This window comes from Kitasatospora sp. NPDC022856, assembly GCF_055561235.1.
Window position 1 is genome coordinate 1 of record NZ_JBVHHE010000012.1, and the last position, 26,292, is coordinate 26,292.

Consider the following 26,292-nt stretch of genomic DNA (forward strand, 5'->3'; position numbering starts at 1 on the left):
GTCTGAACCCAGAACTCGAACGGTTCCGGCGCCGATAGTGCTCACCTGCTGGCGGCTATGGAACTGAGCATTCCCCGGTTCCATAGCTCCCATTAGGCGCCGAGGAATTCCAGCAGGTCCTTGGTGAACGCGGCCTCGTAGGCGCCGACCAGGCCGTGCGGGGCGCCCGGGTAGACCTTGAGGACGCCCTGGGAGAGCAGCTCGACGCTCTTCTCGGCGGAGGCGGCGATCGGCACGATCTGGTCGTCGTCGCCGTGGGCGACCAGGACCGGGATGTCGATCTTCTTGAGGTCCTCGGTGAAGTCGGTCTCCGAGAACGCCTCGACGCAGTCGAGGGCGCCCTTGAGGCCGGCCTGCATGCCCTGCAGCCAGAACTCGCGGCGCTTGCCCTCGGAGACCTCGGCGCCCGGCCGGTTGAAGCCGAAGAAGGCCTCGCTGAGGTCGTAGTAGAACTGCGAGCGGTCGGTCGCGACGCCGGCCCGGATGCCGTCGAAGACCTCGATCGGGGTGCCCTCGGAGTTGTCCTCGGTGCGCAGCATCAGCGGGGGCACGGCGCCGAGCAGGACGGCCTTGCGCACGCGGTCGCTGCCGTGCCGGCCGAGGTAGCGGGCGACCTCGCCGCCGCCGGTGGAGTGGCCGACCAGGACGGCCTCGGTGAGGTCGAGCCGCTCCATCAGCTCGGCCAGGTCGTCCGCGTACCGGTCCATGTGGTTGCCGTCCCAGGTCTGCTCGGACCGGCCGTGCCCGCGCCGGTCGTGGGCGACGACCCGGTAGCCGGCCTCGGCGACGGCGACGGCGAGGCCGTCCCAGGCGTCGGCGTTCAGCGGCCAGCCGTGCGAGAGGACGACGGGGCGACCGGTGCCCCAGTCCTTGTAGAACTTCTGCGAGCCGTCGGAGAGCGTGATGGTGGGCATGAGGCGCCTTTCTGAAGGGGTGTCACGGCCGGACCGGAGAGCCCGGACCGGAGAGCCCGGGCCGGGGGCGGCCACGGGGTCGGCCGGGCCTCCGTGCGGAACACCGGGAACGCTAGGGCGCCGTCGGGCCGAGCGGTGCTCCCTCCCTGCACAGCCCTTGCCCACGCGCGCACCGCCCGTCTCCCCGACCACCCGGGGCGGCTCCGGGCCGGCCCGGGACCGCCCGGCCGGTCTCCGCATACCGGACAGTCAACTACCGCATCGAACACGGCCTTTCACGTCAACGGACCATCCGTCCAGGGCTATTGACTAAGAATCCAACAGTGGCGATTCTCATCGCACCGAGTACGCGGGACATGACAGTCGCCCGGCGCGAAACAATCAAACACCCCGCGCCGGCGGGTCGTTCGTCCCCGTCGTCCCTGCCTCGACGACACGAATGGTGACCGATGAAACCCCCACAGCCCCGCCCTCATCCGCACCGCAGGCGCAGAATCGTCACGGCCCTGGCCTCGCTCCTCACCCTCTTCTCCCTGCTGTTCGCGGCCCCCGCGCCGGGGGCCTCGGGCGGGACGGGCTGGTGGAACCCGGTCGCCCGGCCCGCGCCGGACTCGCAGATCGGCGTCACCGGTGAGCCGTTCCGCGGGACCGACGCCCAGGGCAAGGTCCGCGGCTTCGTCGACGCGCACGACCACCTGATGTCCAACGAGGCCTTCGGCGGCCGTCTCCTGTGCGGGAAGACGTTCTCCGAGGCCGGGATCGCGGACGCGCTCAAGGACTGTCCCGAGCACTACCCCGACGGCTCGCTGGCGGTCTTCGACATGATCACCAAGGGTGGCGACGGCAAGCACGACCCGGTCGGCTGGCCCACCTTCAAGGACTGGCCGGCCCACGACTCGCTGACCCACGAGCAGAACTACTACGCCTGGGTCGAGCGGGCCTGGCGCGGCGGCCAGCGGGTGCTGGTCGACGACCTGGTCACCAACGGGGTGATCTGCTCGGTCTACTTCTTCAAGGACCGCGGCTGCGACGAGATGGACTCCATCCGCCTCCAGGCGCAGAAGACGTACGACCTGCAGGCCTACATCGACCGGATGTACGGCGGGACGGGCAAGGGCTGGTTCCGGATCGTCACCGACAGCGCGCAGGCCCGCCAGGTCGTCGCGCAGGGCAAGCTCGCCGTCGTGCTCGGCGTGGAGACCTCCGAGCCGTTCGGCTGCAAGCAGATCCTGGACGTCGCCCAGTGCGGCAAGGCCGACATCGACCGCGGCCTGGACGAGCTGTACGGCCTGGGCGTGCGCAGCATGTTCCTGTGCCACAAGTTCGACAACGCGCTGTGCGGGGTCCGCTTCGACGAGGGCGCCCTCGGCACGGCGATCAACGCCGGCCAGTTCCTGTCCACCGGCACCTTCTGGACCACCGAGCAGTGCGCCGGGCCGCAGCACGACAACCCCATCGGCCTCGCCGCGGCACCGGAGGCCGAGAAGCTGCTGCCGCCGGGGGTGACCGTGCCGGCGTACGCGGCGGGCGCCCAGTGCAACTCCCGCGGCCTCACCGACCTCGGTGAGTACGCCGTGCGCGGGATGATGCAGCGCAAGATGATGCTGGAAGTCGACCACATGAGCGTCAAGGCGGCCGACCGCGCCTTCGACATCCTGGAGTCCGCGTCCTACCCGGGCGTGATCTCCTCGCACAGCTGGATGGACCTCGACTGGACCGAGCGCGTCTACAAGCTCGGCGGCTTCGTCGCCCAGTACATGAACGGCGCCGAGGCGTTCAGCGCGGAGGCGAAGCGCACCGACGCGCTGCGCGACAAGTACGGGGTGGGCTACGGCTACGGCACCGACATGAACGGCCTCGGCGGCTGGCCCGCGCCGCCCGGCGCGAACGCCCCGCACCCGGTCCAGTACCCGTTCCGCACCACCGACGGCGGCTCGCTCGTCGACCGGCAGACCACCGGCGAGCGGACCTGGGACTACAACACGGACGGCGCCGCGCACTACGGCCTCGTCCCGGACTGGCTGGAGGAGATCCGGCTGGTCGGCGGACAGGGCGTGGTGGACGACCTGTTCCGGGGCGCCGAGTCCTACCTGACCACCTGGGGCAGCACCGAACAGCACCGGGCCGGCACCAACCTGGCCGCCGGCGCCCCGGCCACGGCCGCGTCCACCGAATGGAACCCGTTCGTCAGCTACGCGGCCGGCCGGGCCGTGGACGGCGACGGCGGCACCCGCTGGGCCAGCGACTGGAACGACGACCAGTGGCTGCGGCTCGACCTCGGGTCCACCACCCTGGTCGGACGCGTCACGCTGGACTGGGAACGCGCCTACGGGAAGGCGTACCGCATCGAGGTGTCCACCGACGGGGCCACCTGGAAGTCGGTGTGGTCCACCACCACGGGGGCGGGCGGGCTGGAGACCGCGCGGTTCACCGGCGTCCCGGCCCGGTACGTCCGCGTCCACGGGGTCCAGCGCGGCACCAGCTGGGGCTACTCGCTCCACGAGGTCGGGGTCTACAGCACCTGACGGACGGACGGCGCGGGCACGGCTTCGCGGCCCCGGGCGACCGCCCGGGGCCGCGGGACGTGCGCGGCGCTCAGTTCCGGCGGGTGTGCGGCATCAGGTAGACGTCCACGGCGACCTGGCGCTCGGGGTGCGCCGAGGGGAACGAGGAGAACTCCAGGTAGTACGGCAGCGGCGGGCGCTCGGTGCGCTGCATCCCCTTGGTGGCGGCGCTGACCGCCAGGTGCATGTAGGTGAACGGGATCAGCTCGGGCGGTCCGACGTGACGCATCGCCAATCCCGTTGAAGCGGGAACGACTTGGACACCCATCCCGTCCCGGGTCTGCGGGTCGAAGCGGTCCGAGACCGGGACGCAGATGTCGTGCCGGGTCCGGGCGCCGATGAAGAAGTCCGGGTCGTCGTAGGAGACGCCCAACGCCTTGGAGCGGGCCGGGCAGTGGCCGTGGGTGGTGAGCCAGCCGCGCAGCCGCTCCCAGGCGGTGTCGGCGCTGTCGATCGGTCCGAGGTGGGAGTAGAACGCGACCCGGCGCTGCGGGATCGCGGCCGGCCGGATGTCCGAACCGGCCGCACCGGCGGTCGGCCAGGCGGTGTTCTGCGGGTTGGTGCGCAGGTCGGTGGGACATATCCCGTACGCGGACCGGAACGCGCGGGTGAAGGCCGCGTGCGAGTTGTAGCCGGCGCTGACCGCGATGTCGATGATGGTGCGGTCCCCGTAGACCAGCCGGTAGGCCGCCAGGGAGAGCCGGAGCCTGCGGACGTAGCGGTGGATCGGCTCGCCGACCTGGTGCCGGAAGACCCGGCGCAGGTAGTCGGGCGAGGTGTTGGTGGCCATCGCCAGCTCCTCCAGCGAGACGGCGGCCTCACCGTCCCTGACCTGGGCCACGATGTGGGGGATGGCCCGGCGCAGACGCTCGTCGTGGCTGCTCAGCGTGTCGATCTTCATAGCAGACTGAAGCCCTCCGCTTCTCGGGTCCCTCGGGCGGGGTCCGACGGGCGACCGGAGCCGAGCCCGGGCCTGTTGGAGCCGACGCCTGACCGACCGATGGCATGACAATCGATCGCACCTCAATGCCTACCTGCGCGGTCACCCCCCGTGCGCGCCAGGGTCAGACGTCCAGATCCACCTCGCCCCGTGGCATGTCCGGTGGACGGACGCCGCCCTGACAGCGGCTCCCGGGGACGGGCGAAGACGGGCCCCGACGGGCACCTGGCCCTGACGGGGATTCTCACGATGCTAGGGGGGGCGTCCATGGCTGTCCAGCGGGCCGCAGCCGGTGCACGGAGGTGCGCCACGGCGGCCACAGGAGGTCAGGGGTCCGTACCCGGGTGTGCCGACGCCTCAGGACACCGGCTGGCGCAGGATGGTACGGCGTCGCTCGGGGGCCGTCCTGGTCGGGTCCGAGAGGTAGATCTCGTGGTGCCGGCCGGCCTCGCGCAGCCCCTCGGTGTGCAGGTAGTCGTGCAGCAGCTTCACCGTCCGCGGCTCGGTCTCGTAGGGGCCCTGGTGCAGCACCTGGACGCAGCGGCCCTCGGTGAAGGACTCCCGGCGCAGCCGGCCGACCGCCTCGGCCCCGGCCTTCCCTTCCGCCTTGGCCTCCGCCTTGGCGAGCGCGGCGGCGAGTTGTGCGTCGGTGTAGGGGACGGGCTGGCGGATCAGCAGGGTCCACCGCCAGCCGGCCCGGGCGCCGGGGCCGTAGGAGTCGGCGGAGACGGCGTCGAAGTGCGGGTCGTCGCTGTGCCAGAGCCCTTCCAGCGGCATCACCGCGTAGTCCGTCCCGGTGTCGGCCCGGACGGCGAACTTCAGGGCGTAGGAGACCGCGTACAGCGCGGCGATGGCGGGCCCGAACTCGGGGCTCTGCTGCGGGTCGCCGGTCCCGTCGAGGGCCAGGAAGGCGAACTCGGGGACGTCGAGCGGTTGCGGGACGGCCTTCGCGCGGTACAGCTCGCCGCCCAGCTTGCGGTGGTCGGTCTTCTCGGCCTTCTTCCCGGTCTGCCCGGTCTTCTCCCCGGCCTTGCCGGGCTGCCCTGCCTGCTCTGCCTTCTCGGCCCTCTGCTCGGTCTTCTTCTCAGCCTTGCCGGTGGTACCCATGGTGCACAACTCCCGTACGACTGCGGATCGGGGCGCCCGGGGCGCCGGTGGAACAGGGCGACCGGTGGCCCCCGCAGGGGCGAACGAGACGGCGCGACGACGGTCACCGCGCGTCCGGTCGCACGGTCCGGGCCGCCGCCCCGCCGTCGGTCCGGGCTCCTGACCCGGGGTTCACCCAGGAGCGGGCCGGTCCGGGACCGCTTTTCCACCGTTGCGGTCAAGTACTCCCCCGGCAACCGATCCAAAGCTTGACTGAGCCGGTCAACAACGCTCCTACCGCTTCTCACCCGGTCGTTTCGCTGCGAGAACTGACGTGCGCGGTTCCCCCATCCGGATGACGAGAGGGATGCATCGTGACTCCAGCCGCCCAGTGGACCCCCGTGCCGGTGCCGGCCGCAGCGGACCCCCATGAGGTCCCGTCGCACTGGTTCAACCTCGTCCCCAGCCTGCCCGGCCCCGTCCCGCCGCCCCGCGAGCCCGAGGGCGCCGAGCACGACGCCTGGGGCTCCCGGCTCGCCCTGCAGCAGCGGATCCGGCTCGACGCCGTCCGCGCCCAGGACGGTGCCACCGAACCCTTCCTGGCCATCCCGGAGCGGGTGCGCGAGGAGCTGGCGTCGATCGGACGCCCCACCCCGCTGCTGCGGGCCCGGGCCCTGGAGCGCTACCTGGAGACCCCGGCCCGGATCTACCTCAAGCGCGAGGACGTGCTGCCCACCGGCAGCTTCAAGCTCAACTCGGCCATCGCCCAGGCCCACTACGCGGCCGAGCAGGGCGTCGACACGCTGGTCACCGAGACCGGCGCCGGCCAGTGGGGCCACGCGGTGGCCTGGGCCGCGCGCCGCTTCGGCCTCAGGGCCGTCATCTACTGGGCCGGCGTCTCGGCCCGCCAGAAGCCCGGCCGCCGGGCGCTGATCGAGATGCTCGGCGCCGAGGTGCACGCCTCCCCCAGCGAGCGGACACCGGTCGGCAAGGCGCTGCTGCGCGACGGCCGGCACCTGCTGGGCTCGCTCGGCACCGCGATCGGCGAGGCGATCAGCCACGCCGCGCTGCACCCGGAGACCCGCTACATCTCCGGCAGCAACCTGGCCCACGTACTGATCCACCAGACCGTCATCGGCCAGGAGACCAAGGCCCAGCTGGCCGCCCTCGGCGAGCGGCCGGACGCGCTGGTGGCCTGCGTCGGCGGCGGCAGCAACCTGGGCGGCTTCATGGGCCCCTACCTCGCCGAGAAGGCGGAACGCGGCGACGACCTGCTGCTGCTCGGCGCGGAGTCCGCGAGCGCCCCCCGGCTGACCCGGGGCACGCTGCGCTACGACCACGCCGACCCGGAGGGCGTCACCCCGCTCGGCAAGTCGTACACCCTCGGCCGGGACTACGAGCTGCCGGAGACCCACGTCGGCGGTCTGCGCCAGCACAGCGGCTCGCCGCTGATCGGCGTGCTGCGCGGCGAGGGGCTGCTGGACGCGGTCGCGTACGAGGAGACGGACGTCTTCGAGACCGGGCGGCTGGTGCTCTCCACCGAGGGGATGCTGATCGCGCCGGAGTCCTGCCACGCCCTGCGCGCGGCCGTGGACCGGGCCGTCCTGGCCCGCGAGACCGGGCGGGCCGAGGTGATCGTCGCCTGCGTCAGCGGCAACGGGCTGCTCGACCTCGACGGCTACCTCGCGCACCGCTGACCACCGGCGCCCCGCGCCCACCACAGGCACCCGTCACCGGGCCCTCCGCCGGGCCCCGCACCACCGCCCGCGCACGCCGGGAGCGTGCCACCGCGTACCCGGGGCCGCGCGCACCACCGGGAGCACCACCCCCCGCGCACGACCGAGGTCACGGCACCACCCGCACCGGCACCGCCCGGGCGAGGCGCACGTGCCCCAGGACCACCCGTTCCGACACCACCCGTTCCGACACCCTGCACGAAAGGACCGACGTGTCCGACGGAACCATCATCGAGCTGTCCAGCGGGACCAGCCCAAGCTGCCCGTACTATCTCGGCGAGTCCATCGGCGACCGGCTGCCCGAGTACCTCGGCCGGCACGCCTTCGACGAGTTCTACCTGGTCACCAGCCAGCCGCTGTACGAGCTGTTCGGCCGGGACCTCGCCAACCGGCTCGGCCGGACCGGCGTCGCCGTCAACCTGATCACCGTGGCCGAGGGCGAGGGCGTCAAGGGCTGGCCCGAGCTCACCGCCCTCTGCGAACGGCTGGTGGCCGCCGGGGCCACCAAGGACTCGATCGTCGGCGCGCTCGGCGGCGGCATGATCAGCAACCTGGCCGGACTGGCCGCCGCCATGGTCTACCGGGGCCTGCGCTTCGTCGAGATCCCGACCACCATGCTGAACCTCACCGACGGAACCCTCAGCAACAAGCAGGCGATCAACGGCGCCCTCGGCAAGAACCAGTTCGGCGTCTACCACGCACCGCTGTTCATCTGGGCCGACGTGGCGATGCTGCGCAGCGAGCCGGAGCGCCAGCACCGCAGCGCGCTGGTGGAGGCGCTGAAGAACGGCCTGGTCAACGACGCCGCGTGGGTCGACCGGATGGAGGGCCTGCTGACCGGCGGTGTGGCGGGCATCCGGGACGACCTGCTCGGGGTCTGCCACGAGGTGGTCCGCAGCAAGCTGGGCATCCTGGCGCAGGACCCGGGCGAGCGCGGCGCCGGCATCATCCTGGAGTACGGCCACACCGTGGGGCACGCCGTGGAGTTCCTCTCCGGGGGCGCGCTGCTGCACGGCGAGGCGGTCGGCATCGGGATGTGCGCCGCGGCCCGGCTGGGCATCCGGCTCGGGATCACCGCCCCGGAGGTGCTGGCGCGCCAGGAGCACCTGCTGGGCACCCTGATCGGCAGTCCGACCACGGTGCCCCGGGAGTTCACCCCGGAGCGGATCGTCGAGGTCATCCTCAGCGACAACAAGCGCCGGGCGGGCAGCGCGGTGCGGTTCGTGCTGGTGCCCGAGGTCGGCCGGGTGCACATCGTCGACGGCGACCACGAGACGCCGGTGCCCGAGCCGCTGCTGAAGAGCGTCCTCGCCGAGGCCTGACCGCCCCCGTACGCGCCCGGGCACCGCGCGCACCCCCCGACCGCCGGCCCAGCAGGGCCGGACGGCCCGTTCGGCCTCCCGAAGGAGTCATCCATGAACGACGCGCATTCGCCGGAGATCGCCGAGACGGTCTACCGGCTCGACGGCCCGCTGCGCTGGGCGCTCGGCGAGGTGCAGGACCTGCTGCGCTCCGTCGGCGCCGCGCCCGGCCAGCAGGTGGTCGACGTCGGCGCGGGCACCGGCTACGCGGCCGTGCCCGCCGCCCGGCTGGTCGGGCCGGAGGGCTCGGTGCACTGCGTCGACGGCAGCCCGGAGCTGCTGGAGGTGCTCGCCGGCCGGGCCGCCCGCGAGGGCGTGGCCGACCGGGTGACCCGCACCGTGAGCCCGGTGGTCCCGCTGCCCGTCGCCGACGCCGCCGCCGACCTGGTGATCTCCACCTACGTCCTGCACGAGCTGGCCGACGACGCGCCCGCCGCGATCGCCGAGATGTACCGGGTGCTGCGCCCCGGCGGGCGGGTGGCGCTGGCGGACTACCGCAAGACCGCCGACAAGGAGCGCAACCGGGAGATCGAGGCCTGGTACGCCCGCCAGCCCGACGGCGCCGGTCCCGAGGAGGTGCACCTGCGCTTCACCCTCAACGAGTTGGAGGAGATGCTGCGCGCCGCCGGCTTCCAGCGGATCGAGCTGCGCACCTGGCACGACTTCCACGTGCACGCCACCGCTGAGAAGTGACCGGGCCCCCGGGCACCGGAGCCCCGGCGCGGCACGCACCGACGCGGCCGCGCACCAGCACCCGGCGACCGGCCGGCCAGGACCCGCCGGTCACCGTCGTCACCACCGTCACCAGCCAGAAGGAGAACTGTCGTGGTCAAGCTTGCCTACAACGCCAACGGCCTGCGGACGATCTCGGTGGAGCGGGCGATCGAGGCGGTCGCCGACGCCGGCTACGAGGGGATCGAACTCTCGCTCCACCCGGCCCACCTGGACCCGTTCGCCTTCGGCCCCGCCGAGGCCGCGCCGATCCGCAAGGCCCTGGAGCGCACCGGCCTGACGGCCTGCTGCCTGGCCGCGGGCGCCGACAACCTGCTCGGTGAGGAGCGCTTCGAGCCCTCGCTGATCCATCCCACCGCCGAGGGCCGGGCCCGCCGCGTCGACCTCGTCCTGCGGTCGGTCCGGATCGCCGACGAACTCGGCATCCCCTACGTCAACTTCGCCACCGGCAAGCGCAAGCCCGAGGTGGCCGAGGAGCAGGCCCGGCAGTGGCTGGACGAGGGCGTCCGGCAGGTGCTGGACGGCCCGGGCACCGCGGTGCTGGCGATGGAGCCCGAGCCGGAGTTCTTCCTGGAGAGCAACGACGGGGTCGCCCGGCTGGCCGACTCGCTGGCCTCGGACCGCTTCGCGCTCGCCCAGGACCTCGGCCACTGCCGGGTGGTGGAGGAGGACTACCTCGCCTCGGTGGAGCGGAACCTGCCCTATACGAAGATCATCCAGGTCGAGGACATCAAGGGCCGGGTGCACCACCACGAGATCCCCGGGGACGGCGACATCGACTTCGCCGGCTTCTTCTCGGTGCTGGGGCGCGGCGGCTACGACGGCTACGTCAGCGTGGAGCTGTACAACCACGCCGACCGCTACGAGCACGCGCTGCGCCGCAGCCGCGAGGTGCTGACCGCCGCGATCGCCGCCGCCGCGCAGGGCTGAGCCCGTCGTGCCCGCCGACCGCCCCGGCCCGCCGCCGCCCCCGCCGCCGCTGGCCCCCCGGGCCCTGCACGGGACCGGACTGACGCCGCTGTTCGACCACCACATCCACACCGACCTGCGCAACGCGGACGACTACGAGCTGATGGCCGTCAGCGGGGTGCTCACCGCGCTCGCCCCGTGCTCCGCCTCGCTGGAGGCCCGGGACTCCGGCAGCGCCTTCGCCGCCCGCTTCGAGCGGCTCGCCGGAGCCGAGACCGCCCGGGCCGCCGCGTACGGGATCGACCTGCACGTGGCGCTCGCGGTGCACGCGGCCGACATGGCGGGGCTGCGCGGCGCGCTGGCCGGGATCGAGGTGCTGGAGCGGTACCTGGACCACCCGAGGGTCCGGGCGCTGGGCGAGGTGTCGCTGCGCGGCGGCGGCCCGGACGAGGTCGAGGTGCTGGAGCGGCAGCTGAAGCTGGCGTCGGCGCGCGCCCTGCCGGTACTGGTCGAGTCGCCGCCCGCGCTGCCGGCCTTCCGGGAGATGCTGGCGCCGCTGGCGGGCGCGGTGGAACGGGCCGGCATCGACCCGGCCACGATCGCCCTGCTCGACCTGGACGAGCAGCGGATCGACCTGCTGGCCGAGCACCCGGCGCTGCGCGGGCTCGGCGGGTACGGGATCGCCGTCGCCCCGCGCCAGGACGCGCTGTTCCAGGTCCGCGAGAAGCAGTCGCACCGCGAGGTGCTCGGCCTGCTGGACCGGTTCGGCCCGGAGCGGCTGATGCTCAACACCGGCCTGCACTTCGGCTCGGCCGACCCGCTGGGTCTGGCCAGGACGGTGCACCGGCTCCGACTCCATGGTGTCCCCGAGCAGATCGTGAGGGCTCTCGCTCATGGCAACGCTGCCCAGTTCTTCGCCGTCCCCCACCGGGTCCCCGCCGCCGGGTGAGCCGGCCGGCGCCCGCCCGCACGGGCTGCCCGACCGGGGCGTCCCCGTCGAGCGGGTGCTCGCCGAGCTGGCCGGGCTCTGCGCGGACGACCACGACTACCGGGACGGCACCGTCTTCAACTCGATCTGCTCGACGCCGCTGCCGGTGGCCGAGCAGGTGTTCGCCGCCCACCAGCAGTCCAACATGGGCGACAACCGGATCTTCCCCTCGCTGCCCCGCGCCGAGGCCGAGGTGACGGCCATGCTGGCCGACCTGATGGACGGTCCCGGGGCCGCCGGGGTGGCCACCTCGGGCGGCACCGAGGCCAACCTGCTGGCGGTGCTCGCCGCGCTCCGGCACCACCGGGCCCGCTTCGGGGCCGGTGCGCCGGCCCGGGTCCTGATGGGCGACAGCGCGCACTTCTCCTTCGACAAGATCGCCGCGCTGCTGGCGGTCGAGGTGGTCCGCGTCCCCTCCGACGAGCGGCTGCGGGTCGACACCGGGCGGCTGCTGCCGCTGGTGACCCCGGAGACCGCGCTGGTGGTGGCCACCGCCGGCAGCTCCGAGTCCGGCGCCGTGGACGACGTGCCGGCGATCGCCGCGCACGCCTCGGCGCTCGGCGTACCGGTGCACGTAGACGCCGCCACCGGCGGGTTCCTGGTGCCGTTCGCCCGCGAGATGGGCGACGACCTGCCGGCGATCGGCTTCGGCGTCGACGGCGTCAGCTCCGTCACCCTGGACCCGCACAAGTACGGCGGCGCGCCGATCCCCGCGGGCCACGTGCTCTTCCGCGACCCCGGGGCGCCGGACGCGCTGCGCACCTCCTCGCACTACCGGGGCACCCTCGACCACCACGCCCTGCTCGGCACCCGGCCCGGCGGCGCCCTGCTGGCCACCTGGGCGGCGCTGCGCGCCCAGGGCCGCAGCGGCTACCGGGCCTCGGTCGCCGGGCTCTGGGAGCGCCGGGCGCTGCTGGTGCGGCTGCTCACCGAGGCCGGTTTCGAGGTCGCCCCGCGGCCCGAGCTCACCGTGGTGACGGTTCGCCACCCGAGCCCGGAGAAGCTGGTCGACGCGCTGGAGGAGCGCGGCCTGATCGCCTCGGTGGCCCACCGGCTGGGCCTGCTGCGGCTGGTCGTGCACTGGCACCAGAGCGAGCGGCAACTGCGCGGCCTGGTCGCCGCGCTGGCCGAGGTCGACGGAGGCCGGCCGTGAAGATCCTCTTCGTGTCGATCAACAAGCTGAAGTCCTTCCGGCCGGTCCTGCCGATCGGCATGGTCACCATCGCCACCCAGGCGCGGGCGGCCGGGTACCAGGTCGAGACGCTGGACCTGATGTGGGAGGAGGAGGACGAGCCCGTCGTCCGGGCCGCGGTCCGCGCCTTCAAGCCCGACGTGGTGGGGATCTCGATCCGCAACGTCGACTCGCAGAGCATGCTGGAGCCGGTCGTCTACACCCCGCTCGCCCGCGAGGTGGCCGACTGGTCGCGCGACGAACTGCCCGGCGTCACCGTGCTGCTGGGCGGTCCGGGGTTCTCCACCGTCCCCGAGGACCTGATGGACTTCGTCCGGGCCGACTACGGGATCACCGGTTTCGCCGAGGAGTCCGTCCAGCCGCTGCTGGACCACCTGGCCCGGGGCGAGGAACCGCTGGACGTGCCCGGGGTGATCAGCCCGCGCGAGGGCGGCGGCTACCACCGGCGCGACGCCGTCTTCCGGATCGACTACCGCAAGGCGGCCCGCCCCGACCCGGCCCTGTACGACCAGCGCTACTTCAGCTACTCGTACGAGACCCACGACCGCAGCCTCAAGGTGCCGGCGACCATCCAGACCAAGAAGGGCTGCGTGCTGGAGTGCGTCTTCTGCAGCAACTTCCTGGTGGACGGCACCGGCGTGAAGTTCGACGAGGTCTCCCGGGTGGCCGACGAGGTGGAACGGCTGCGCGACGAGGGCCTGGAGGTCCTGGAGATCGTCGACGGGGTCTTCAACCTGCCGCTCAACTACTCGCTGGAGGTGCTGCGGGAGTTCGTCCGCCGGGGCATCGAGATGCCGTGGTCCTGCATGGTCAACCCGGGCAACGTGACCTCCGAACTGGTCGACCTGATGGTCCGCACCGGCTGCTACTACGTCGAGTTCGGCACCGACTCGGCGTGTGACCGGATCCTGCGCGGGCTGAAGAAGAACTTCCGCCAGCGCCAGATCATCGAGTCGCACCGCAAGTTCGTCGAGGCCGGCATCCGGGTCGAGCACTGCCTGTTCATCGGCAGCCCCGGCGACGACCGGGACTCGGTCCGCGAGACCTTCGACGTGATGGAGCAGCTCGTGCCGCCCGCCACGCCCGACGTGCACGCCTTCTGGACGCTCGGCCTGCGGGTCTGCCGGGGCACCGCCCTGCACACCACCGCCGTCGCCGAAGGCATGATCACCGGAACGGAGCGATTCATCGTGCCCAAGTACTACTGCTCCCGCGCGGTCATCGAGGACGCCGCCGTCCTCGACGAGATCCAGGCGCGGGTGCTCGCCAACGACAACTGGTACCTGTGGTGGGGGCTCAACTCGATCAGCCTGCGCGAGCGCATCACCATGGCCCGCGCGGAGAGCGAGCGGATCGAGGCCGAGCTGAACGACCACCTGCCGCCGCTCCCGGCGGCCGGGGACGGTGCCCGGTGAGCGCCGGGGCGGACCTGCGGCTGACCGGCCCCGGCCGGCTCACCGTCGACGAGGCGAAGCCGCCGACCGCGCCGCTCGGCCCGGACGAGGTCCTGGTCGAGGTCGACCGGGTCACCCTGTGCGGCAGCGACCAGGCGCTGTACGACGGCGCCTACGGCGGCCCGAGCAGCTACCCGCTGCGCTTCGGCCACGAGTGGTCCGGCCTGGTGGTCGACACCGGGAGCAACGGCCGCGCGCTGCTGGGCCAGTGGGTCACCGGCGACTGCTCGCGCTGGTGCGGGGACTGCCCGCGCTGCGGCACCGACCGCAACGTCTGCACCCGGATCGAGAAGTTCGGCCTCACCGTCGACGGCTTCTCGACCCGGCTGCGGACCGTGGACCGCCGCTACCTCTACCCCGACACGCACGGCCTGGGCCCCGGCCTGCTGGCGCTCTCCGAGTTCTTCGCCGTCGCCGCCCAGGGCCTGCGGCGGATCGACCCGCGCCCCGACGAGCGGATCCTGGTGATCGGCGCCGGCGCCCTCGGCCTGGCGAGCTACCTGCTGCTCACCGGGGCGTACGGGGCGGGCGGGGTGGAGCTGCTGGAGGCGGACCCGGTGAAGGCCGCAGCCGTCACCGCGCTGCTGCCGAGCGCCCGGGTCCGCACCGCCGCGCCCGAGCCCGACGCCGCCGCGCGGTCCGCCGGCGGGTACGCCGCCCTGACCGCCGCCGCCCGGTACGACCTGACCGTGGACTGCTCCAGCGGCGCCGACGGCCTCGCCACCGCGCTGGCCTGCGCCGTCCCCCGCGGCCGGGTGCTCTGCTTCGGGCTGCGCCGCAGCGCCGCGCTCCGTACCGACCTGCTGGTGGCCAACGCACTGACCCTGGTCGGCTCGATCGGCGGCACCGGCGGCTTCCACCGCGCCCAGGAGTTCCTGGCCGGCCACCGCGAGGAGGCCGGGCTGCTGGTCACCCACCGCCTGCCGGCCGAACGGGCGGCGGAGGCCTTCACGCTCGACCCCCGTACCCGGATCAAGACCCAGCTGATGTTTGGAGAGGATGCCCGGTGACCACCGCCGACCGCCCCCCGCACCTGCGCTATCCGGAGATCCGGGAGGCCGCGCTGGCCGACCTGGCCGCGTTCGAGAAGCTCAGCCCCGACCAGGTGCCCGACCACCAGTTCGCTCTGCTGCGCCGCCAGTTGGACCACGCCTTCGCCAACTCGCCGTTCTACCGGGAGCGCTGGGCCGGGCGGCACGGCTCTCTGCGGCCCACCAGTGCCGAGGAGCTGCGGACCCTGCCCTTCACCACCAAGGCCGAGCTGCGCGGCGCCTACCCGTTCGGCCTGCTGGCCGTCGGCCGGGAGGAGCTGATCCGCTACGGCGAGTCCACCGGCACCACCGGCAGCCCCACCTCCTCGATGATCACCTACGAGGACTGGATCCGCGGCAACGTCGCGGTCGAGCAGTCCGTCGGCCACGTGCTCGGCCCCGGCGACCTCGTCTTCATCGCCATCCCCTACGAACTCGCCTTCGCCTCCTACGACCTGGACCGGGCGCTGGAGCAGAACGGCGCGGCCGTGGTGCCGGTCGGCACGCTCAGCCTGGTCTGCCCGTTCGAGCGGATGGTCGAGATGATGTGGACCGTCCGCCCGACCGCCCTGGTCTGCACGCCCAGCCGGGCGCTGCGCCTCTACGACATGCTGAAGGACACCGGGCGCGACCCGGCCGAGATCGGGCTGAAGACCTTCCTCTACGTCGGCGAGACCTGCTCCCCCGCCAAGCTGGAGAAGATCGCCGCGCTCTGGGGCGTCCGGCTCTCCAACGCCTACGGCTCCACCGAGACCAACTCGCTCGGCCTGGTCTGCGAGCGGGGCAGCCTGCACCTCACCGAGGACCGGCACCTGTTCGAGGTGATCGACCCGGAGACCACCGAACCCGTCCCCGACGGCACCGCCGGCGAGCTGGTCATCACCGCCCTGGCCGGCCGGGCCATGCCACTGCTGCGCTACCGCAGCGGCGACTTCGTCACCGTCTCCGCCGAGCCCTGCGCCTGCGGCAGCCCGCGCCGGGTGCTCTCGCACCACGGCCGGGTCAGCGAGCAGCTGACCGTCGGCGGGCAGCGGATCAACAAGCTGGCGCTGGAGCAGACCGTGCTCGCCACCGAGGGCGCCGGCCTCTACTGGGCGGCCGGCGTCTCCGGGGACCACCTGGAGATCCGGGTCGAGGCCGAGGTCGAGGACCCGGCGGCGCTCTGCGCGGCCGTCGCCGAGCGGGTCACCGCGGAGTTCGCGGTGCCCGCCTCGGTCGCCCCGATCGACCGCGCCCAGGTGCGGCGGGCGATGGACCGGATGCTCAAGCCCGGCAGCCTCACCATCGAGGACCTGGAGGCGGTCTCATGACCCTCGGCCTGCGCCCGGGCAACCCCGCCGAACCCCGGCACAACGACCCCGGCACGATCGCCGTGGTCGGCCTCGGCCGGCTCGGCTCGGTGCTGGCCGACCGGCTGGCCGAGCGCTTCCCGGTGCTGCTCAACGACAGCGACCCCGCGGTCGCCCGGCGGGTCGCCGCCGAGCTGTCGCTGCCCGACATGGACCAGCGCGAGATCCTCTCCGCCGCCGACACCGTGCTGCTCTGCGTCCCGCCGCAGGAGACCGCGGCCGCGCTGCGCCGGCTCGCCGCGCTGACCGAACAGGTCGGCCGCCGGGCGCTGTTCGTCAACATGGCGACCAGCGTGCCCACCGAGGACCTGCCGGACCTCGGCGTGGAGGTGGTCGGCCTCAAGCCGGTCTGCCAGTTCACCGCCGTGGCCCTCGGCCTCAAGACCGTCCTGGTCACCTCCGCACCGCGCCGGATCGGCCTGCTGCGGACCCTCGCCGCCGACCTCGGCGAGGTGGTGCTCGGACCGGAGGCGTGCGTCGGCCCGGCCAACCGCGCCGCCACCAAGGCCGCCCTGCGCGCCTGCGCCGAACTGGCCGCCGAACTGACCGGCCGCGGCCTGCCCACCGACATCGTGCGGGCGGCGATTCGCAACGTCTTCGTCGGGACGGCGCTGGACTACCCGCCCTCGGACGCCAACCCCTACACCCGCTCGGTGCTGGAGGAGATCGCCGCCGAGGCCGCCGGCGCCGCGCCGCCCGCCGCCGACCGGGCACCGGCCGGGCCGCGGGCCGCCGTCCGGCCACCGACCGTCCTGCCGCCCACCGACCTCGTCCCGCCGGACGCGCTCGGCTGGGCCGCCTGGGCCGAGCGCCCCGTCACCCCGGGAGGACCCGCATGACCACCACCCCGCCGGACGTCCCGCACGGCGGCGCGCACTGCGAGACCGCGTCGATGCGCAAGCAACTGGCCGCGCACGACCTGCCGATCAGCGAGGCGATGCTGTTCGGCGTGGCCGGCGGCATCAACTTCATGCACATGCCCGCCCCGCCCGGCGGACGCGGCTTCACCGGCGGCCGCAACGGCCCGTTCCCCGAGTTCACCCGGCGGATGGCGGCCGGCGTCGGCCTCGACCTGGAGGTCGCCGTCACCGACGACCCCGAGCGCGCCTGGGGCGACCTGCTGGCCGAACTCGACCTCGGCCGCCCGGCGGTGGTCTACGCGGACCTCTTCCACCTGCCGTACTTCCAGGCCACCCGGCACTTCGGCGGCCACGCGATCGTCGTCGTCGGCCACGACCGGGACGACGACACCGTCACCGTCTCGGACCGCCCGGCCCGCGCGCAGACCCTGACCACGGCCGAACTCGCCACCGCCCGGGCCTCCGGCCACCAGCCCTTCCCGCCCCGGCACGCCCTGCTGCGCGCCGACTGGAAGGCCGCCCGGTACCCCACCGAGGACGACATCCGCCAGGGCATCCGCTGGTCCTGCCGCGCGATGCTGCACCCGCCCGTGCCCAGCTTCGGGTTGCGCGGCCTCGACTCCTACGGCGCCGGTCTGCGGCACCTGCTGCTCAGCGACACCCCCGCCGCCGCCGTGGTGGACGAACTCGCGGGCGCCTACGTCGACTTCGAACTGGCCGGCACCGGGGGGAACGCCTTCCGCAACCTGTTCCGGACCTTCCTGACCGAAGCCGCCGAGCTCACCGGGGACCACCGGCTGGCCGACGCCGCCCTGCTCTGCGCCGACAGCGCCGGGCGCTGGGAGCGGGTGATCGCCCTGCTGCTGCCCGACTGGACGCCCGCGTTCACCGAACTCGGCGCCGCCTACCGGGCACGGGAGGCCGAGCTGCTGGACGGCGGCGCCGCCGCCCTCGCCCGGGCCGCCCTGCTCGGCGAGCGGCTGCCCGACCTGCGGGCCGCCGCGGCCGCCGGGCTCGCCCCGGTGCGCGAGCGCCTCGCCGGGGAGCTGCGGGCGGCCCTGGCCTCCGTCGCCGAGACCGAGCGGGAGCTGTTCGCCCTGCTGAGGGAGGTGTGAGCGGGGTGTCCACCGGCCTGCTGCCGGCCGTCCGGACGCCGACCCGCCACCGGCTCTCCGACGAGGCCGACCGGCTGGCGTACGACCGGTACGTGGCCGCCCGCAACCAGTACAAGGAGGAGTTCCTCGACCTGCTGGAGAGCGCCTGCACGGACGGCCCGGTGCTGGAGGTCGGCCCCGGCTACGGCGGGTTCGCCGCCCTGCTGCTGGCCCGCCGCCCGGTCGACCTGCGGGTGCTCTGCACCGACCCGGGCGCCGTCGCCCCGCTGCGCGAGCGGCTCGGCGCGGCGGTGCCGGTCGACCACTGGCCGGCCGGCGGCCCGCTGCCGGCCCCCCTCGCCGGGCGCCACCCGCTGGTCTACAGCGTGCACGCGCTCGGGGAGTGCACCGACCCCACCGCCCTGCTCCGCGGGGCGGCGCGGGCCCTGGCCCCCGGCGGCCGGCTGCTGGTCAACGACCTGCGCCGGGACCCGGATCCGTTCATCCTCGAATACACCCTGCGCGAGATGGCCGCCGACGACTCGCCCGACGGCCAGTACCGCTTGCGCACCTACCTGGACTCCCTGCGCGGCGCCTGGACCGGCGCCGAACTGCGTCAACTGCTCGACGCCGCGGGGATGGCCGACTGGGCGGTCGGCCCGGACGGCCCGATGGCACTCACCGTCGAGCACCACCGCGCCACCTGACGACCGGAGAGGCACATGACCCAAGAAGCGATCACCCGGAACTTCCTCGACACCCCCAGCTTCTGGCGCGACTACCCGGAGCGGGACATCGAGTTCGTCCGCTGGTACCCGTGCGACGTCAAGCCGCTGTCGGCGGACCAGATCTACGCCACCCGGGAGAAGTTCCCGAAGACCACGTCGTTCTACGTGCACATCCCGTTCTGCAACCAGGTCTGCACCAGCTGCCCGTACAACAAGTTCTCCACCCGCAACACCCTCACCCAGCGCTACATCCAGGCGCTCAAGCGGGAGATCGACCTCTACTCGCAGCTGCCGCACGTGCGGGACACCGTCTTCACCTCCGGCTACTTCGGCGGCGGCACGCCCACCACGCTGCGCGCCGAGGAGCTCGACGACCTGCTGGGCTACATGAAGCAGCGGCTCAACTTCAGCCCGGACTGCTCGGTCACCATCGAGTCCACCCCCGTCGACGTCGACCAGCAGAAGCTGGACGTGCTGCTCAAGCACGGCGTCAACCGGATGAGCCTGGGCGTCCAGACCTTCCACGACCCGCTGCTGCGCTACCTCGGCCGGGCACGGGCGCACACCGGCGAGTCCGCCACCCGCACCATCGAGCTGATCGACCGCAGCGGCCTGGAGAACCTCTGCATCGACTACATGATCGGCATCCCCGGCCAGACCCCCGAGCTGTGGGCGCAGGACATCCGCACCCTGATGGACCTCCCGGTGACGTCCTTCTCGGTCTACAACTACGCGGTCATGCCCGGCTCGGAGGTGTTCTTCGCGCTGCAGAGCGGCGCCACGCCGCCCTGCCCGAGCACCCGCGAGGCCGACGAGATGTACCAGTACCTGCACACCACGCTGATGGACGCGGGCTACCTGGCGCTCACCTACAACGACTTCATCGAGCCGATGCGGCCCGAGTGGGAGGCGGCCGGGGTCAAGACGTACCCGGTGGTGAAGGACGGCAGCAAGCCGTACCGCGGCCTGGAGACGGACACCTTCTACCTGACCGACCACCTGTCCCAGATCTGGGGCCGGTGCGGGGACATGGTGGCCATCGGCTCGGGCGCCTACGGGTACCTGAACAACCACATGTACCTCAACGAGCCGGACATCGAGTCGTACATCAGCCGGTGCAACGAGGGCCGGCTGCCGGTGGTGATGGGCGCCTACACCGACGAGCACGAGCAGCGCTGCCGCAGCCTCGTCCTGGGGCTGAAGCTGCTGCGGGTCAAGCGCTCGGTCTACCGCGAGCGGCACGGCGTCGACCCGTACGAGTACTTCAAGGACAAGGTCGACGACCTGGTGGCCAAGGGGCTGCTGGAGGTCGACGCCGACGCGATCCAGGTCACCTACCCGAAGGGCTGGTACTACATCGACAACATCTCCAAGAGCTTCTACTCGGACGCCAACTACCGGCTCCCGCAGCCGACCTCGGCGAGCACCGAGATCCTCAAGTGGCAGATCGACCGCACCGACGGCCGGAAGGGGCTCCCCCTTGTCCAGTTCTGAGACCACCGCGCGCCGCTCCCGCCGGGGGCGGATCTTCGACCTCGCCGAGCGGGCCCCGCAGGGCGACCCGTTCGAGACCGCCGAGGAGTGCCGCGCCTACGACCGCAGCGTGCGCACCTCGATGATCATCCCGATGCAGCACATGATGAAGCTGATCGGGCCGGACTGCGGTCCGGACAAGGACGTCCTGGAGATCGGCTGCGCCAGCGGCCTGCTGTCGCTGCGCCTGGCCGCCCAGCACCGCGACTCCACCTTCACCGGGCTGGACAGCAACGACGCCTTCCTGGAGGTCGCCCGGGAGAACACCATCTTCGCCAACCTGGTCTCCTACGGCGGCGACTTCGCCTGCGACTGGGCCCGGTACAGCCGGCTGCCGTACCCGGACGACAGCTTCGACGTGGTGTTCAGCTTCTGCGCGATCAACCGGTGGGACAAGCCCGCCCGGATCCTGCCCGAGCTGGCCCGGGTCTGCCGCCCCGGCGGCGCCGTCCTGCTGTACGACCTGGCCCGGGACGCCGACGAGGGCATGGTCTCGTTCGTGCTGCAGTACGCCGGCGGTGACGCCAACGCGTTCATGACCTCGCTGCGGGCCTCGTACTCCACCGAGGAGATGCGCGAGCTGCTCGACCAGGTCGGCCTGAACGACTGGAGCGTCACCAAGGAGGGCATCAACCTGGTGGTCTCCTCCCGGGCCAGGGACACCGGGTACACGGTCGGCGAGCCCGGCATCTACGAGCGGATCTTCGACTGACGGTCCCCGCCCCAGGTCCGGGTGGGGTGCCCGCCGCTGCGGCGGGCACCCCACCCGGACCCCCCGGACCACCCCGCCCGCGCCACCGCCCGTCCCCGGAAGGAGCACGACCATGCCCACCGCCGATCTTCGCCGGTACCGGGTCGGCGTCGTCCAGCTGTCCGTCGCCACCAACCGCCGTGCGGAGAACCTGGCGCGGGCCGAGAAGCTGGTGCGCGCCGCGGCCGACGACGACTGCCGGCTCGTCGTCCTGCCCGAGGTGTTCGCCACCGCGCTCAACCTGCCGAAGAGCCACGAGATCGCCGAGCCGGTGCCCGGGCCGCTCACCGAGTGGCTGGCCGGCCTGGCCCGCGAACTCGGCGTCTGGATCGCCGCCGGCGTGCTGGAGCGCGCCGGGGACGACGTGCACAGCACCGCCGTCCTGCTGGACGACACCGGGGAGCTCGTCGGCACCGCGCGGCGCACCATGGTGTACGACCTGGAGGCGCACTTCATCACGGGCCGCACCGGCGCCCGCGTCTTCCCGACCCCGCTCGGCCGGATCGGCTTCGCGCTCGGCTACGACGTGCAGTTCCCGGAGGTGCTGCGCGGCCTGTTCGCCGACTCGGCGGAGATCATCGTGGCCCCCTCCGTCCTGCTGCGGCCGTTCGCCGAGCCGGTGCGGCAGATGCTGCTAGCCCGGGCCGCCGAGAACTGCGCCTACGTGCTGTTCGCCAGCGCGACCGGCGAGAACACCCTCGCCGGGCTCACCTACATGGGCCGCAGCGCGATCCTGCGCAGCCCGCTGGCGATCGGCGCCTACTCGCGGGACTTCCGCAAGCAGCAGCCGGTGCTCGCCGAGGCCGACCGCGAGGAGGTACTGCTGACCGCCGACCTGGACCTGCACGAGCTGCGCCGGATGCGCGAGGCGGCGCCGTTCGCCGCCGACTTCCGCCGCTCGCCGCTCGGCCTGGCGCTGACCGCCGCCACCCACCCGGACGGGCCGCTGCCCGACTGGGCCGCCGCGGCCCTCGCCCCGCACACCGCACCGCATGCCGCTTCGGACACCCCGGACGCCCCGACCCCGGAAGCCCCCGAGACCCCGGTGGCCTCGGACACCTCGGCGGCCCCGGACACCTCGTTCGCCTCGGATGGAGCCTGACCAGATGACCGTCGAACGCTCGCTCGCCACCAGCCGGCCCCGGGTCGCGCTGATCCAGTCCTTCTGGGACCCGGACCCGGAAGTCAACCTGGCCCGGACCCTCGCCCTGCTGGACACCGTCCAGGACGTCGAACTGATCATCCTGCCGGAGTTCTTCCTCGGCCCGCCCTTCTACTTCCCCGGCCGCGCCCACCTCAAGGGCGTGATCGACCAGCCGGTGCCGGGCCCGCTCTTCGACCAGCTCGCCGAGGTGGCCCGCGCCAAGGGCTGCTACCTGCTCTGCGGCACCGTCGTGGAGCGGGAGGGCGACCGGTACTACAACACCTCCGTCCTGCTGGACGACCAGGGCCGGATCGCCGCCAAGGCCCGCAAGACCCACCGATTCGCCGCCGAGATGGTCACCGTCTCGCCCAGCGACGAACTGGTCATCGTGGACACGCCGTTCGGCCGCCTGGGGATCTGCGTCTGCTCGGACTTCTGGATCCCCGAGGTGCCGCGGACGCTGGCGATGCGCGGCGCCGAGATCATCGCGGTGCCGGGGGCGGCGCTGCGCGGCAACATCCAGATCACCCGGCCGTGCATCCAGGCCAACTCCTCCTTCAACGTCTGCTACACCCTGCTGGCCAGCGCGGTCGGCGAGGTGACCGGCGAGCGCGCCGGACGGACCGTCACCATCTCGGTGGCCGGCCACAGCACCGTCGCCTCGCCCGAGCACCTGGTCGGCTCGCTGGACGAGGAGGAGGGCGTGCTGATCGCCGAGCTCGACCTGGACCGGGTGCGCGAACTGCGGGAGGTCGACCTGTCGTTCCGCAAGAGCCTCTACTTCTGCCTGCACGGCCGTCGGCCCGAGCTGTACCAGGACCTGCTGAAGCCGTACGCCGGCCACCAGGACCTGGAGACCCTCATCACGGACTACCTCACCGCCCGACGGAGCTGATTCGCCATGGCACCCAGCCTGCTGTACCCCGCCGCCGACCACCTGCCCACCGGTGCCGACCGCGAGCCCGCCCTGAAGGAGGTCCTCGACTGGGCCGACCGGGCGGCCGCCACCAACACCGCCGACGCACTGCTCGCCTTCTTCGGCCAGCCGCTGGACCCGCGCACCCTGCGGCTGACCGGCCTGCACCACGTCGCCGTCTACCTGGGCGACTACCGCACCGAGGAGGAGTACGAGGCCTGGCTGGAGACCGTCCGGTCCCACCCGGGACTCGGCCGGGTGTCCGCCGGCCCCTCGCACATCGCGCCGCGGGTGCACGGCACCCCCGGGCACTGGATCAACCTGACCACCGAACGCGGCACCGAGGTCGAGTTCTTCACCTGCCGAGCCTACGGGGCCTGGGCCGACGAGCCGCCGGAGCGCAAGCGGGCGCTGATGTCCCACCTCGGACTCAGCGTCGACACCCCGGACCACGTCCGCCGGGTGCTGGACTACCTGGCCGGCTTCGACAGCGTCGAGGTGCTGGCCTACGCCCCCGAGGACGAACTCGGCCACACCTACGGACACCTGCTGCGCACCGACACCGACCGGGTGCTGGAGCTGGTGCACGCCGGACGGAGTCTGGCATGAGCGAGCGGAGCGAGGTCATCATCCAGTGCCGCGCGTTCCGCGAAGCGGCCACCGAGCGAAGCGAGGCGGGCGCATGAGCGAGCGGAGCGAGGTCATCATCCAGTGCCGCGCGTTCCGCGAAGCGGCCACCGAGCGAAGCGAGGCGGGCGCATGAGCGGGTTCCCGGTACCGGCCCGGCTGCCGGAGAACGTGCCCGGGCGGTTCTACGTCAACGCGGAGTGCACCGACTGCGACACCTGCCGCTGCATCGCCCCGGACTCCTTCGTCCGCAACGACAAGGCCGGCTACACCTTCGTCGCCCGCCAGCCGGCCGACGAGGACGAGGAGGAGCTGGTGTACGAGGCGATGGACTGCTGCCCGGCCGACGCCATCTGCGAGGACGAGTGAGCCCCCGTCCGCCGGGGCCGAGGATCCTCGGCCTCGGCGGCTCGCTGCGCCCCGGCTCGACCAGCCAGCTGCTGCTGCGCCGCGCCCTCGCCGTCCTGGACGCCGACGGCTGCCGGACCTCCCTGCTGGACCTGCGCGAGCTGGACCTGCCGTTCTGCAACGGCGACAAGCAGGACCCGTGGCCGAGCCGCCCGGACGTCAAGCTGCTGCGCGAGGAGTTCCGCGCCGCCGACGGCGTCATCCTGGCCGGGCCGGAGTACCACGGGACCATCGGCGGGGCCCTGAAGAACGCCCTGGACCTGCTGGACTTCGAGCACGTCGAGGGGAAGGTCTTCGGGGCGATCTGCGCGCTCGGCGGGCGCAACAACTCCAACGCGCTCAACCACCTGCGCCTGGTGGCCCGCTGGTACCGGGCCTGGATGGTGCCCGAGCAGGTCGCCGTCCCGCAGGCCCGCGGCGCGCTGCCGGGCGGCGAGCCGGCCGATCCCGAACTCGGTGCGCGGGTGGACGAGCTGGCCCGCAGCGTGGCCCGGGCGGCGGCGCTGCTGCGGCCCGGGGCGGGCGGTCCGGCCGTGGTCGGGTCGGTCCGGCCGGGACCGGCCGTCCCGGAAGAAGTTCCGAACGTGTCCAGGACAGTCAAACGCGGGAGCTGACCCGTTGGTAGCGTCACCCCTGTGAATAAGACGCACACATTGGGTGCGCATTTCCAGGGGGCCGGAGAATGGTTCCCGGTGCACCCCAGACCACTTCTCGTGATCAGTCTCCGCCATCCGTCCAACGGAACTCCGCGGGAGGCGACCTGGCTTCGCCTCACCGCCTTTCTGTTCAATCGCGGGATTTCCGACGACCGCACCGTCGGTATCGAAGTCCTGTACGACGATCCGGAGTCCACGGCGCCCGACCGGCGGCGTTTCGACGCCTGCCTGTCGGTGCCCCGGGACCGGGTCGCCGGGCTGTCCCTGCTCGATCCCCGCAGGGACAGCCTGGGCATCCGCGTGCTGCCCGTCCTGAGCGAACGGCTGATGCTCTGGCGGGGCGGTTCGGCCCAGGCCGAACCGCCCGTCCGCCACCGGCACGTCGCACCGGCCGCCGACCTCCCGCTGCGGGCCAACTGGCCGCGCTACGAGGTCTACCGGGGCTCGCCCGTGCTCACGCCCGGGCACCCCGAGGTGATCGGCTGGTACGCCACCGCGGCCTCCTCGGCCGGCGCCGTGGGCGGCAGCCACCTCCCCCCGCGCACGCCCGCCACCGGCGTGCCCCGCCGGCCGTACGGTGCGGTCCGGCGCGCCTCCGGAAGGGGTCAACGACCATGACCACGACGACCACGATGAACTGGGACCGGGCCTACAAGGCCGGTGATCACCACCAGTACTGGGAGCTCAGCGCCCCCTCCCCCGACCTGGTCGGCTTCCTCGCCGCCACCCCGCCCGCGCCCGGCGCCCGGGCCCTGGACCTCGGCTGCGGCACCGGCTGGGACACCGTCGCGCTGGCCCGGGCCGGGTACCGCGCGACCGGGGTCGACATCAGCGGCGAGGCCGTCGGCATGGCCGTCGCGCGCGCCGCCGAACTGGGCCTGGAGATCGAGCTGTCGGTCGGCGACGTCCGCGGACTCGACCTGCCGGACGAGGAGTTCGACCTGCTGGTCGACCGCGGCTGCTTCCACCACCTCGGCCCGGACGACCGCGACCGCTACGCGGCCGAGGTGGCCCGGCTGCTGGCCCCCGGCGGCCTGCTCTACCTGCGCGGGAGCCGGCAGGAGATGTTCCCCTTCAAGCCGGTGGACGCCGCCTCGCTCGCCCGGCACTTCCCCTCGGACCGGTTCAGCACCGGCCCGTTGATGCCCTTCCAGCTCCACACCGACGTCCTCCAGCTGGACGCCAACGCGGTGGTCCTGCGCCGCGCCGACTGACTCCGGGGCGGCCCCCGCCGCCCGCCGGCGCGCCCGTGCGGCGCGACCGCCACCCTCGCGGCGCACCGCCGCGACCACCCCTCGCGATCCGTTTCGCGCCGGCCT

The 26,292-nt window shown here is 73.1% G+C and carries 25 protein-coding genes; 22 read left to right on the plus strand and 3 right to left on the minus strand.

All coding sequences use genetic code 11. The features are described 5' to 3' along the window. Positions 1-92: 92 nt before the first annotated feature. Positions 93-914, minus strand: coding sequence for an alpha/beta fold hydrolase (locus ACZ34W_RS16760; RefSeq protein ID WP_465604727.1), 822 nt, complete (start codon positions 912-914; stop codon positions 93-95). A 449-nt stretch (positions 915-1,363) separates the two neighbouring features. On the opposite strand from ACZ34W_RS16760, the gene ACZ34W_RS16765 reads away from it, so the two are divergent. Then, positions 1,364-3,439: a galactose-binding domain-containing protein gene (locus tag ACZ34W_RS16765; protein ID WP_465604730.1), complete on the plus strand. Its 2,076-nt coding sequence runs from the start codon at positions 1,364-1,366 to the stop codon at positions 3,437-3,439. 70 nt (positions 3,440-3,509) lie between these two features. Here ACZ34W_RS16765 and ACZ34W_RS16770 read toward each other — a convergent pair whose 3' ends face one another. Together ACZ34W_RS16770 and ACZ34W_RS16775 are read right to left on the minus strand one after the other, a co-directional pair. Beyond that, on the minus strand, positions 3,510-4,379 hold the full coding sequence (locus ACZ34W_RS16770) for an AraC family transcriptional regulator (RefSeq protein WP_329486337.1): 870 nt from the start codon (positions 4,377-4,379) through the stop codon (positions 3,510-3,512). A 396-nt stretch (positions 4,380-4,775) separates the two neighbouring features. Next, complete coding sequence (locus tag ACZ34W_RS16775; RefSeq protein ID WP_465604734.1) at positions 4,776-5,525, minus strand: GyrI-like domain-containing protein; 750 nt, start codon at positions 5,523-5,525, stop codon at positions 4,776-4,778. Positions 5,526-5,878: 353 nt separating this feature from the next. On the opposite strand from ACZ34W_RS16775, the gene ACZ34W_RS16780 reads away from it, so the two are divergent. From ACZ34W_RS16780 to ACZ34W_RS16880, 21 genes are all read left to right on the plus strand, one after another. Next, complete coding sequence (locus ACZ34W_RS16780; protein WP_329486339.1) at positions 5,879-7,201, plus strand: TrpB-like pyridoxal phosphate-dependent enzyme; 1,323 nt, start codon at positions 5,879-5,881, stop codon at positions 7,199-7,201. Between the two features lie 251 nt (positions 7,202-7,452). Beyond that, positions 7,453-8,562: a 2-deoxy-scyllo-inosose synthase gene (locus tag ACZ34W_RS16785; RefSeq protein ID WP_465604738.1), complete on the plus strand. Its 1,110-nt coding sequence runs from the start codon at positions 7,453-7,455 to the stop codon at positions 8,560-8,562. Positions 8,563-8,655: 93 nt separating this feature from the next. Then, on the plus strand, positions 8,656-9,294 hold the full coding sequence (locus ACZ34W_RS16790; protein ID WP_329486341.1) for a class I SAM-dependent methyltransferase: 639 nt from the start codon (positions 8,656-8,658) through the stop codon (positions 9,292-9,294). Between the two features lie 132 nt (positions 9,295-9,426). Next, the gene (locus ACZ34W_RS16795) at positions 9,427-10,263 is read left to right on the plus strand and encodes a sugar phosphate isomerase/epimerase family protein (protein ID WP_465604742.1); all 837 of its coding nucleotides are present in this window, start codon (positions 9,427-9,429) and stop codon (positions 10,261-10,263) included. A gap of 7 nt (positions 10,264-10,270) precedes the next feature. Further along, complete coding sequence (locus tag ACZ34W_RS16800; RefSeq protein WP_329486343.1) at positions 10,271-11,191, plus strand: deoxyribonuclease; 921 nt, start codon at positions 10,271-10,273, stop codon at positions 11,189-11,191. Then, complete coding sequence (mfnA, locus tag ACZ34W_RS16805; protein WP_465604746.1) at positions 11,136-12,383, plus strand: tyrosine decarboxylase MfnA; 1,248 nt, start codon at positions 11,136-11,138, stop codon at positions 12,381-12,383. The genes ACZ34W_RS16800 and mfnA overlap by 56 nt, the downstream gene beginning before the upstream one ends. Continuing rightward, positions 12,380-13,837 (plus strand): B12-binding domain-containing radical SAM protein, encoded by a 1,458-nt coding sequence (locus ACZ34W_RS16810; protein WP_329486345.1) that lies wholly within the window; start codon positions 12,380-12,382, stop codon positions 13,835-13,837. The genes mfnA and ACZ34W_RS16810 overlap by 4 nt, the downstream gene beginning before the upstream one ends. Then, the gene (locus ACZ34W_RS16815; RefSeq protein WP_329486346.1) at positions 13,834-14,886 is read left to right on the plus strand and encodes a zinc-dependent alcohol dehydrogenase; all 1,053 of its coding nucleotides are present in this window, start codon (positions 13,834-13,836) and stop codon (positions 14,884-14,886) included. The genes ACZ34W_RS16810 and ACZ34W_RS16815 overlap by 4 nt, the downstream gene beginning before the upstream one ends. Further along, complete coding sequence (locus tag ACZ34W_RS16820) at positions 14,883-16,217, plus strand: phenylacetate--CoA ligase family protein (protein WP_359833725.1); 1,335 nt, start codon at positions 14,883-14,885, stop codon at positions 16,215-16,217. The genes ACZ34W_RS16815 and ACZ34W_RS16820 overlap by 4 nt, the downstream gene beginning before the upstream one ends. Beyond that, positions 16,214-17,095 carry an NAD(P)-binding domain-containing protein gene (locus ACZ34W_RS16825; protein WP_465604752.1) on the plus strand — a complete coding sequence of 294 codons (882 nt, stop codon included), beginning with the start codon at positions 16,214-16,216 and terminating at the stop codon, positions 17,093-17,095. The genes ACZ34W_RS16820 and ACZ34W_RS16825 overlap by 4 nt, the downstream gene beginning before the upstream one ends. Next, positions 17,092-18,231 carry a BtrH N-terminal domain-containing protein gene (locus tag ACZ34W_RS16830; protein ID WP_329486349.1) on the plus strand — a complete coding sequence of 380 codons (1,140 nt, stop codon included), beginning with the start codon at positions 17,092-17,094 and terminating at the stop codon, positions 18,229-18,231. The genes ACZ34W_RS16825 and ACZ34W_RS16830 overlap by 4 nt, the downstream gene beginning before the upstream one ends. 5 nt (positions 18,232-18,236) lie before the next feature. Then, positions 18,237-18,917 (plus strand): class I SAM-dependent methyltransferase, encoded by a 681-nt coding sequence (locus tag ACZ34W_RS16835; RefSeq protein WP_329486350.1) that lies wholly within the window; start codon positions 18,237-18,239, stop codon positions 18,915-18,917. Positions 18,918-18,932: 15 nt separating this feature from the next. Next, complete coding sequence (locus ACZ34W_RS16840; RefSeq protein WP_329486351.1) at positions 18,933-20,432, plus strand: coproporphyrinogen-III oxidase family protein; 1,500 nt, start codon at positions 18,933-18,935, stop codon at positions 20,430-20,432. Next, the gene (locus ACZ34W_RS16845; RefSeq protein WP_329486352.1) at positions 20,419-21,183 is read left to right on the plus strand and encodes a class I SAM-dependent methyltransferase; all 765 of its coding nucleotides are present in this window, start codon (positions 20,419-20,421) and stop codon (positions 21,181-21,183) included. Before ACZ34W_RS16840 ends, ACZ34W_RS16845 begins: the two co-directional genes overlap by 14 nt. A gap of 112 nt (positions 21,184-21,295) precedes the next feature. Then, positions 21,296-22,324 carry a carbon-nitrogen hydrolase family protein gene (locus ACZ34W_RS16850; RefSeq protein ID WP_465604757.1) on the plus strand — a complete coding sequence of 343 codons (1,029 nt, stop codon included), beginning with the start codon at positions 21,296-21,298 and terminating at the stop codon, positions 22,322-22,324. 4 nt (positions 22,325-22,328) lie between these two features. Further along, a complete protein-coding gene (locus tag ACZ34W_RS16855) occupies positions 22,329-23,261 on the plus strand; it encodes a carbon-nitrogen hydrolase family protein (protein WP_359803945.1) in 933 nt (310 codons plus the stop codon). 6 nt (positions 23,262-23,267) lie between these two features. Next, entirely contained in the window at positions 23,268-23,891 is a 624-nt protein-coding gene (locus ACZ34W_RS16860; RefSeq protein WP_465604760.1) for a hypothetical protein, read from the plus strand. Between the two features lie 150 nt (positions 23,892-24,041). Then, positions 24,042-24,278: a ferredoxin gene (locus ACZ34W_RS16865; RefSeq protein WP_329486357.1), complete on the plus strand. Its 237-nt coding sequence runs from the start codon at positions 24,042-24,044 to the stop codon at positions 24,276-24,278. After that, positions 24,275-24,931 carry an NADPH-dependent FMN reductase gene (locus tag ACZ34W_RS16870; protein ID WP_329486358.1) on the plus strand — a complete coding sequence of 219 codons (657 nt, stop codon included), beginning with the start codon at positions 24,275-24,277 and terminating at the stop codon, positions 24,929-24,931. The genes ACZ34W_RS16865 and ACZ34W_RS16870 overlap by 4 nt, the downstream gene beginning before the upstream one ends. Before the next feature lie 21 nt (positions 24,932-24,952). Continuing rightward, positions 24,953-25,591 carry a hypothetical protein gene (locus ACZ34W_RS16875; RefSeq protein WP_465604765.1) on the plus strand — a complete coding sequence of 213 codons (639 nt, stop codon included), beginning with the start codon at positions 24,953-24,955 and terminating at the stop codon, positions 25,589-25,591. Further along, positions 25,588-26,187 carry a class I SAM-dependent methyltransferase gene (locus ACZ34W_RS16880; RefSeq protein ID WP_329486360.1) on the plus strand — a complete coding sequence of 200 codons (600 nt, stop codon included), beginning with the start codon at positions 25,588-25,590 and terminating at the stop codon, positions 26,185-26,187. The genes ACZ34W_RS16875 and ACZ34W_RS16880 overlap by 4 nt, the downstream gene beginning before the upstream one ends. The last annotated feature ends 105 nt before the right edge of the window (positions 26,188-26,292 follow it).

Coding starts and splice junctions, on each gene's coding strand:
- ACZ34W_RS16775 (WP_465604734.1), bottom strand. CDS start 5,525: ATGGGTACCACCGGCAAGGCTGAGAAGAAGACCGAGCAGAGGGCCGAG.
- ACZ34W_RS16770 (WP_329486337.1), bottom strand. CDS start 4,379: ATGAAGATCGACACGCTGAGCAGCCACGACGAGCGTCTGCGCCGGGCC.
- ACZ34W_RS16840 (WP_329486351.1), top strand. CDS start 18,933: ATGACCCAAGAAGCGATCACCCGGAACTTCCTCGACACCCCCAGCTTC.
- ACZ34W_RS16850 (WP_465604757.1), top strand. CDS start 21,296: ATGCCCACCGCCGATCTTCGCCGGTACCGGGTCGGCGTCGTCCAGCTG.
- ACZ34W_RS16855 (WP_359803945.1), top strand. CDS start 22,329: ATGACCGTCGAACGCTCGCTCGCCACCAGCCGGCCCCGGGTCGCGCTG.
- ACZ34W_RS16860 (WP_465604760.1), top strand. CDS start 23,268: ATGGCACCCAGCCTGCTGTACCCCGCCGCCGACCACCTGCCCACCGGT.
- ACZ34W_RS16790 (WP_329486341.1), top strand. CDS start 8,656: ATGAACGACGCGCATTCGCCGGAGATCGCCGAGACGGTCTACCGGCTC.
- mfnA (WP_465604746.1), top strand. CDS start 11,136: ATGGCAACGCTGCCCAGTTCTTCGCCGTCCCCCACCGGGTCCCCGCCG.
- ACZ34W_RS16865 (WP_329486357.1), top strand. CDS start 24,042: ATGAGCGGGTTCCCGGTACCGGCCCGGCTGCCGGAGAACGTGCCCGGG.
- ACZ34W_RS16830 (WP_329486349.1), top strand. CDS start 17,092: ATGACCACCACCCCGCCGGACGTCCCGCACGGCGGCGCGCACTGCGAG.
- ACZ34W_RS16765 (WP_465604730.1), top strand. CDS start 1,364: ATGAAACCCCCACAGCCCCGCCCTCATCCGCACCGCAGGCGCAGAATC.
- ACZ34W_RS16760 (WP_465604727.1), bottom strand. CDS start 914: ATGCCCACCATCACGCTCTCCGACGGCTCGCAGAAGTTCTACAAGGAC.
- ACZ34W_RS16825 (WP_465604752.1), top strand. CDS start 16,214: ATGACCCTCGGCCTGCGCCCGGGCAACCCCGCCGAACCCCGGCACAAC.
- ACZ34W_RS16880 (WP_329486360.1), top strand. CDS start 25,588: ATGACCACGACGACCACGATGAACTGGGACCGGGCCTACAAGGCCGGT.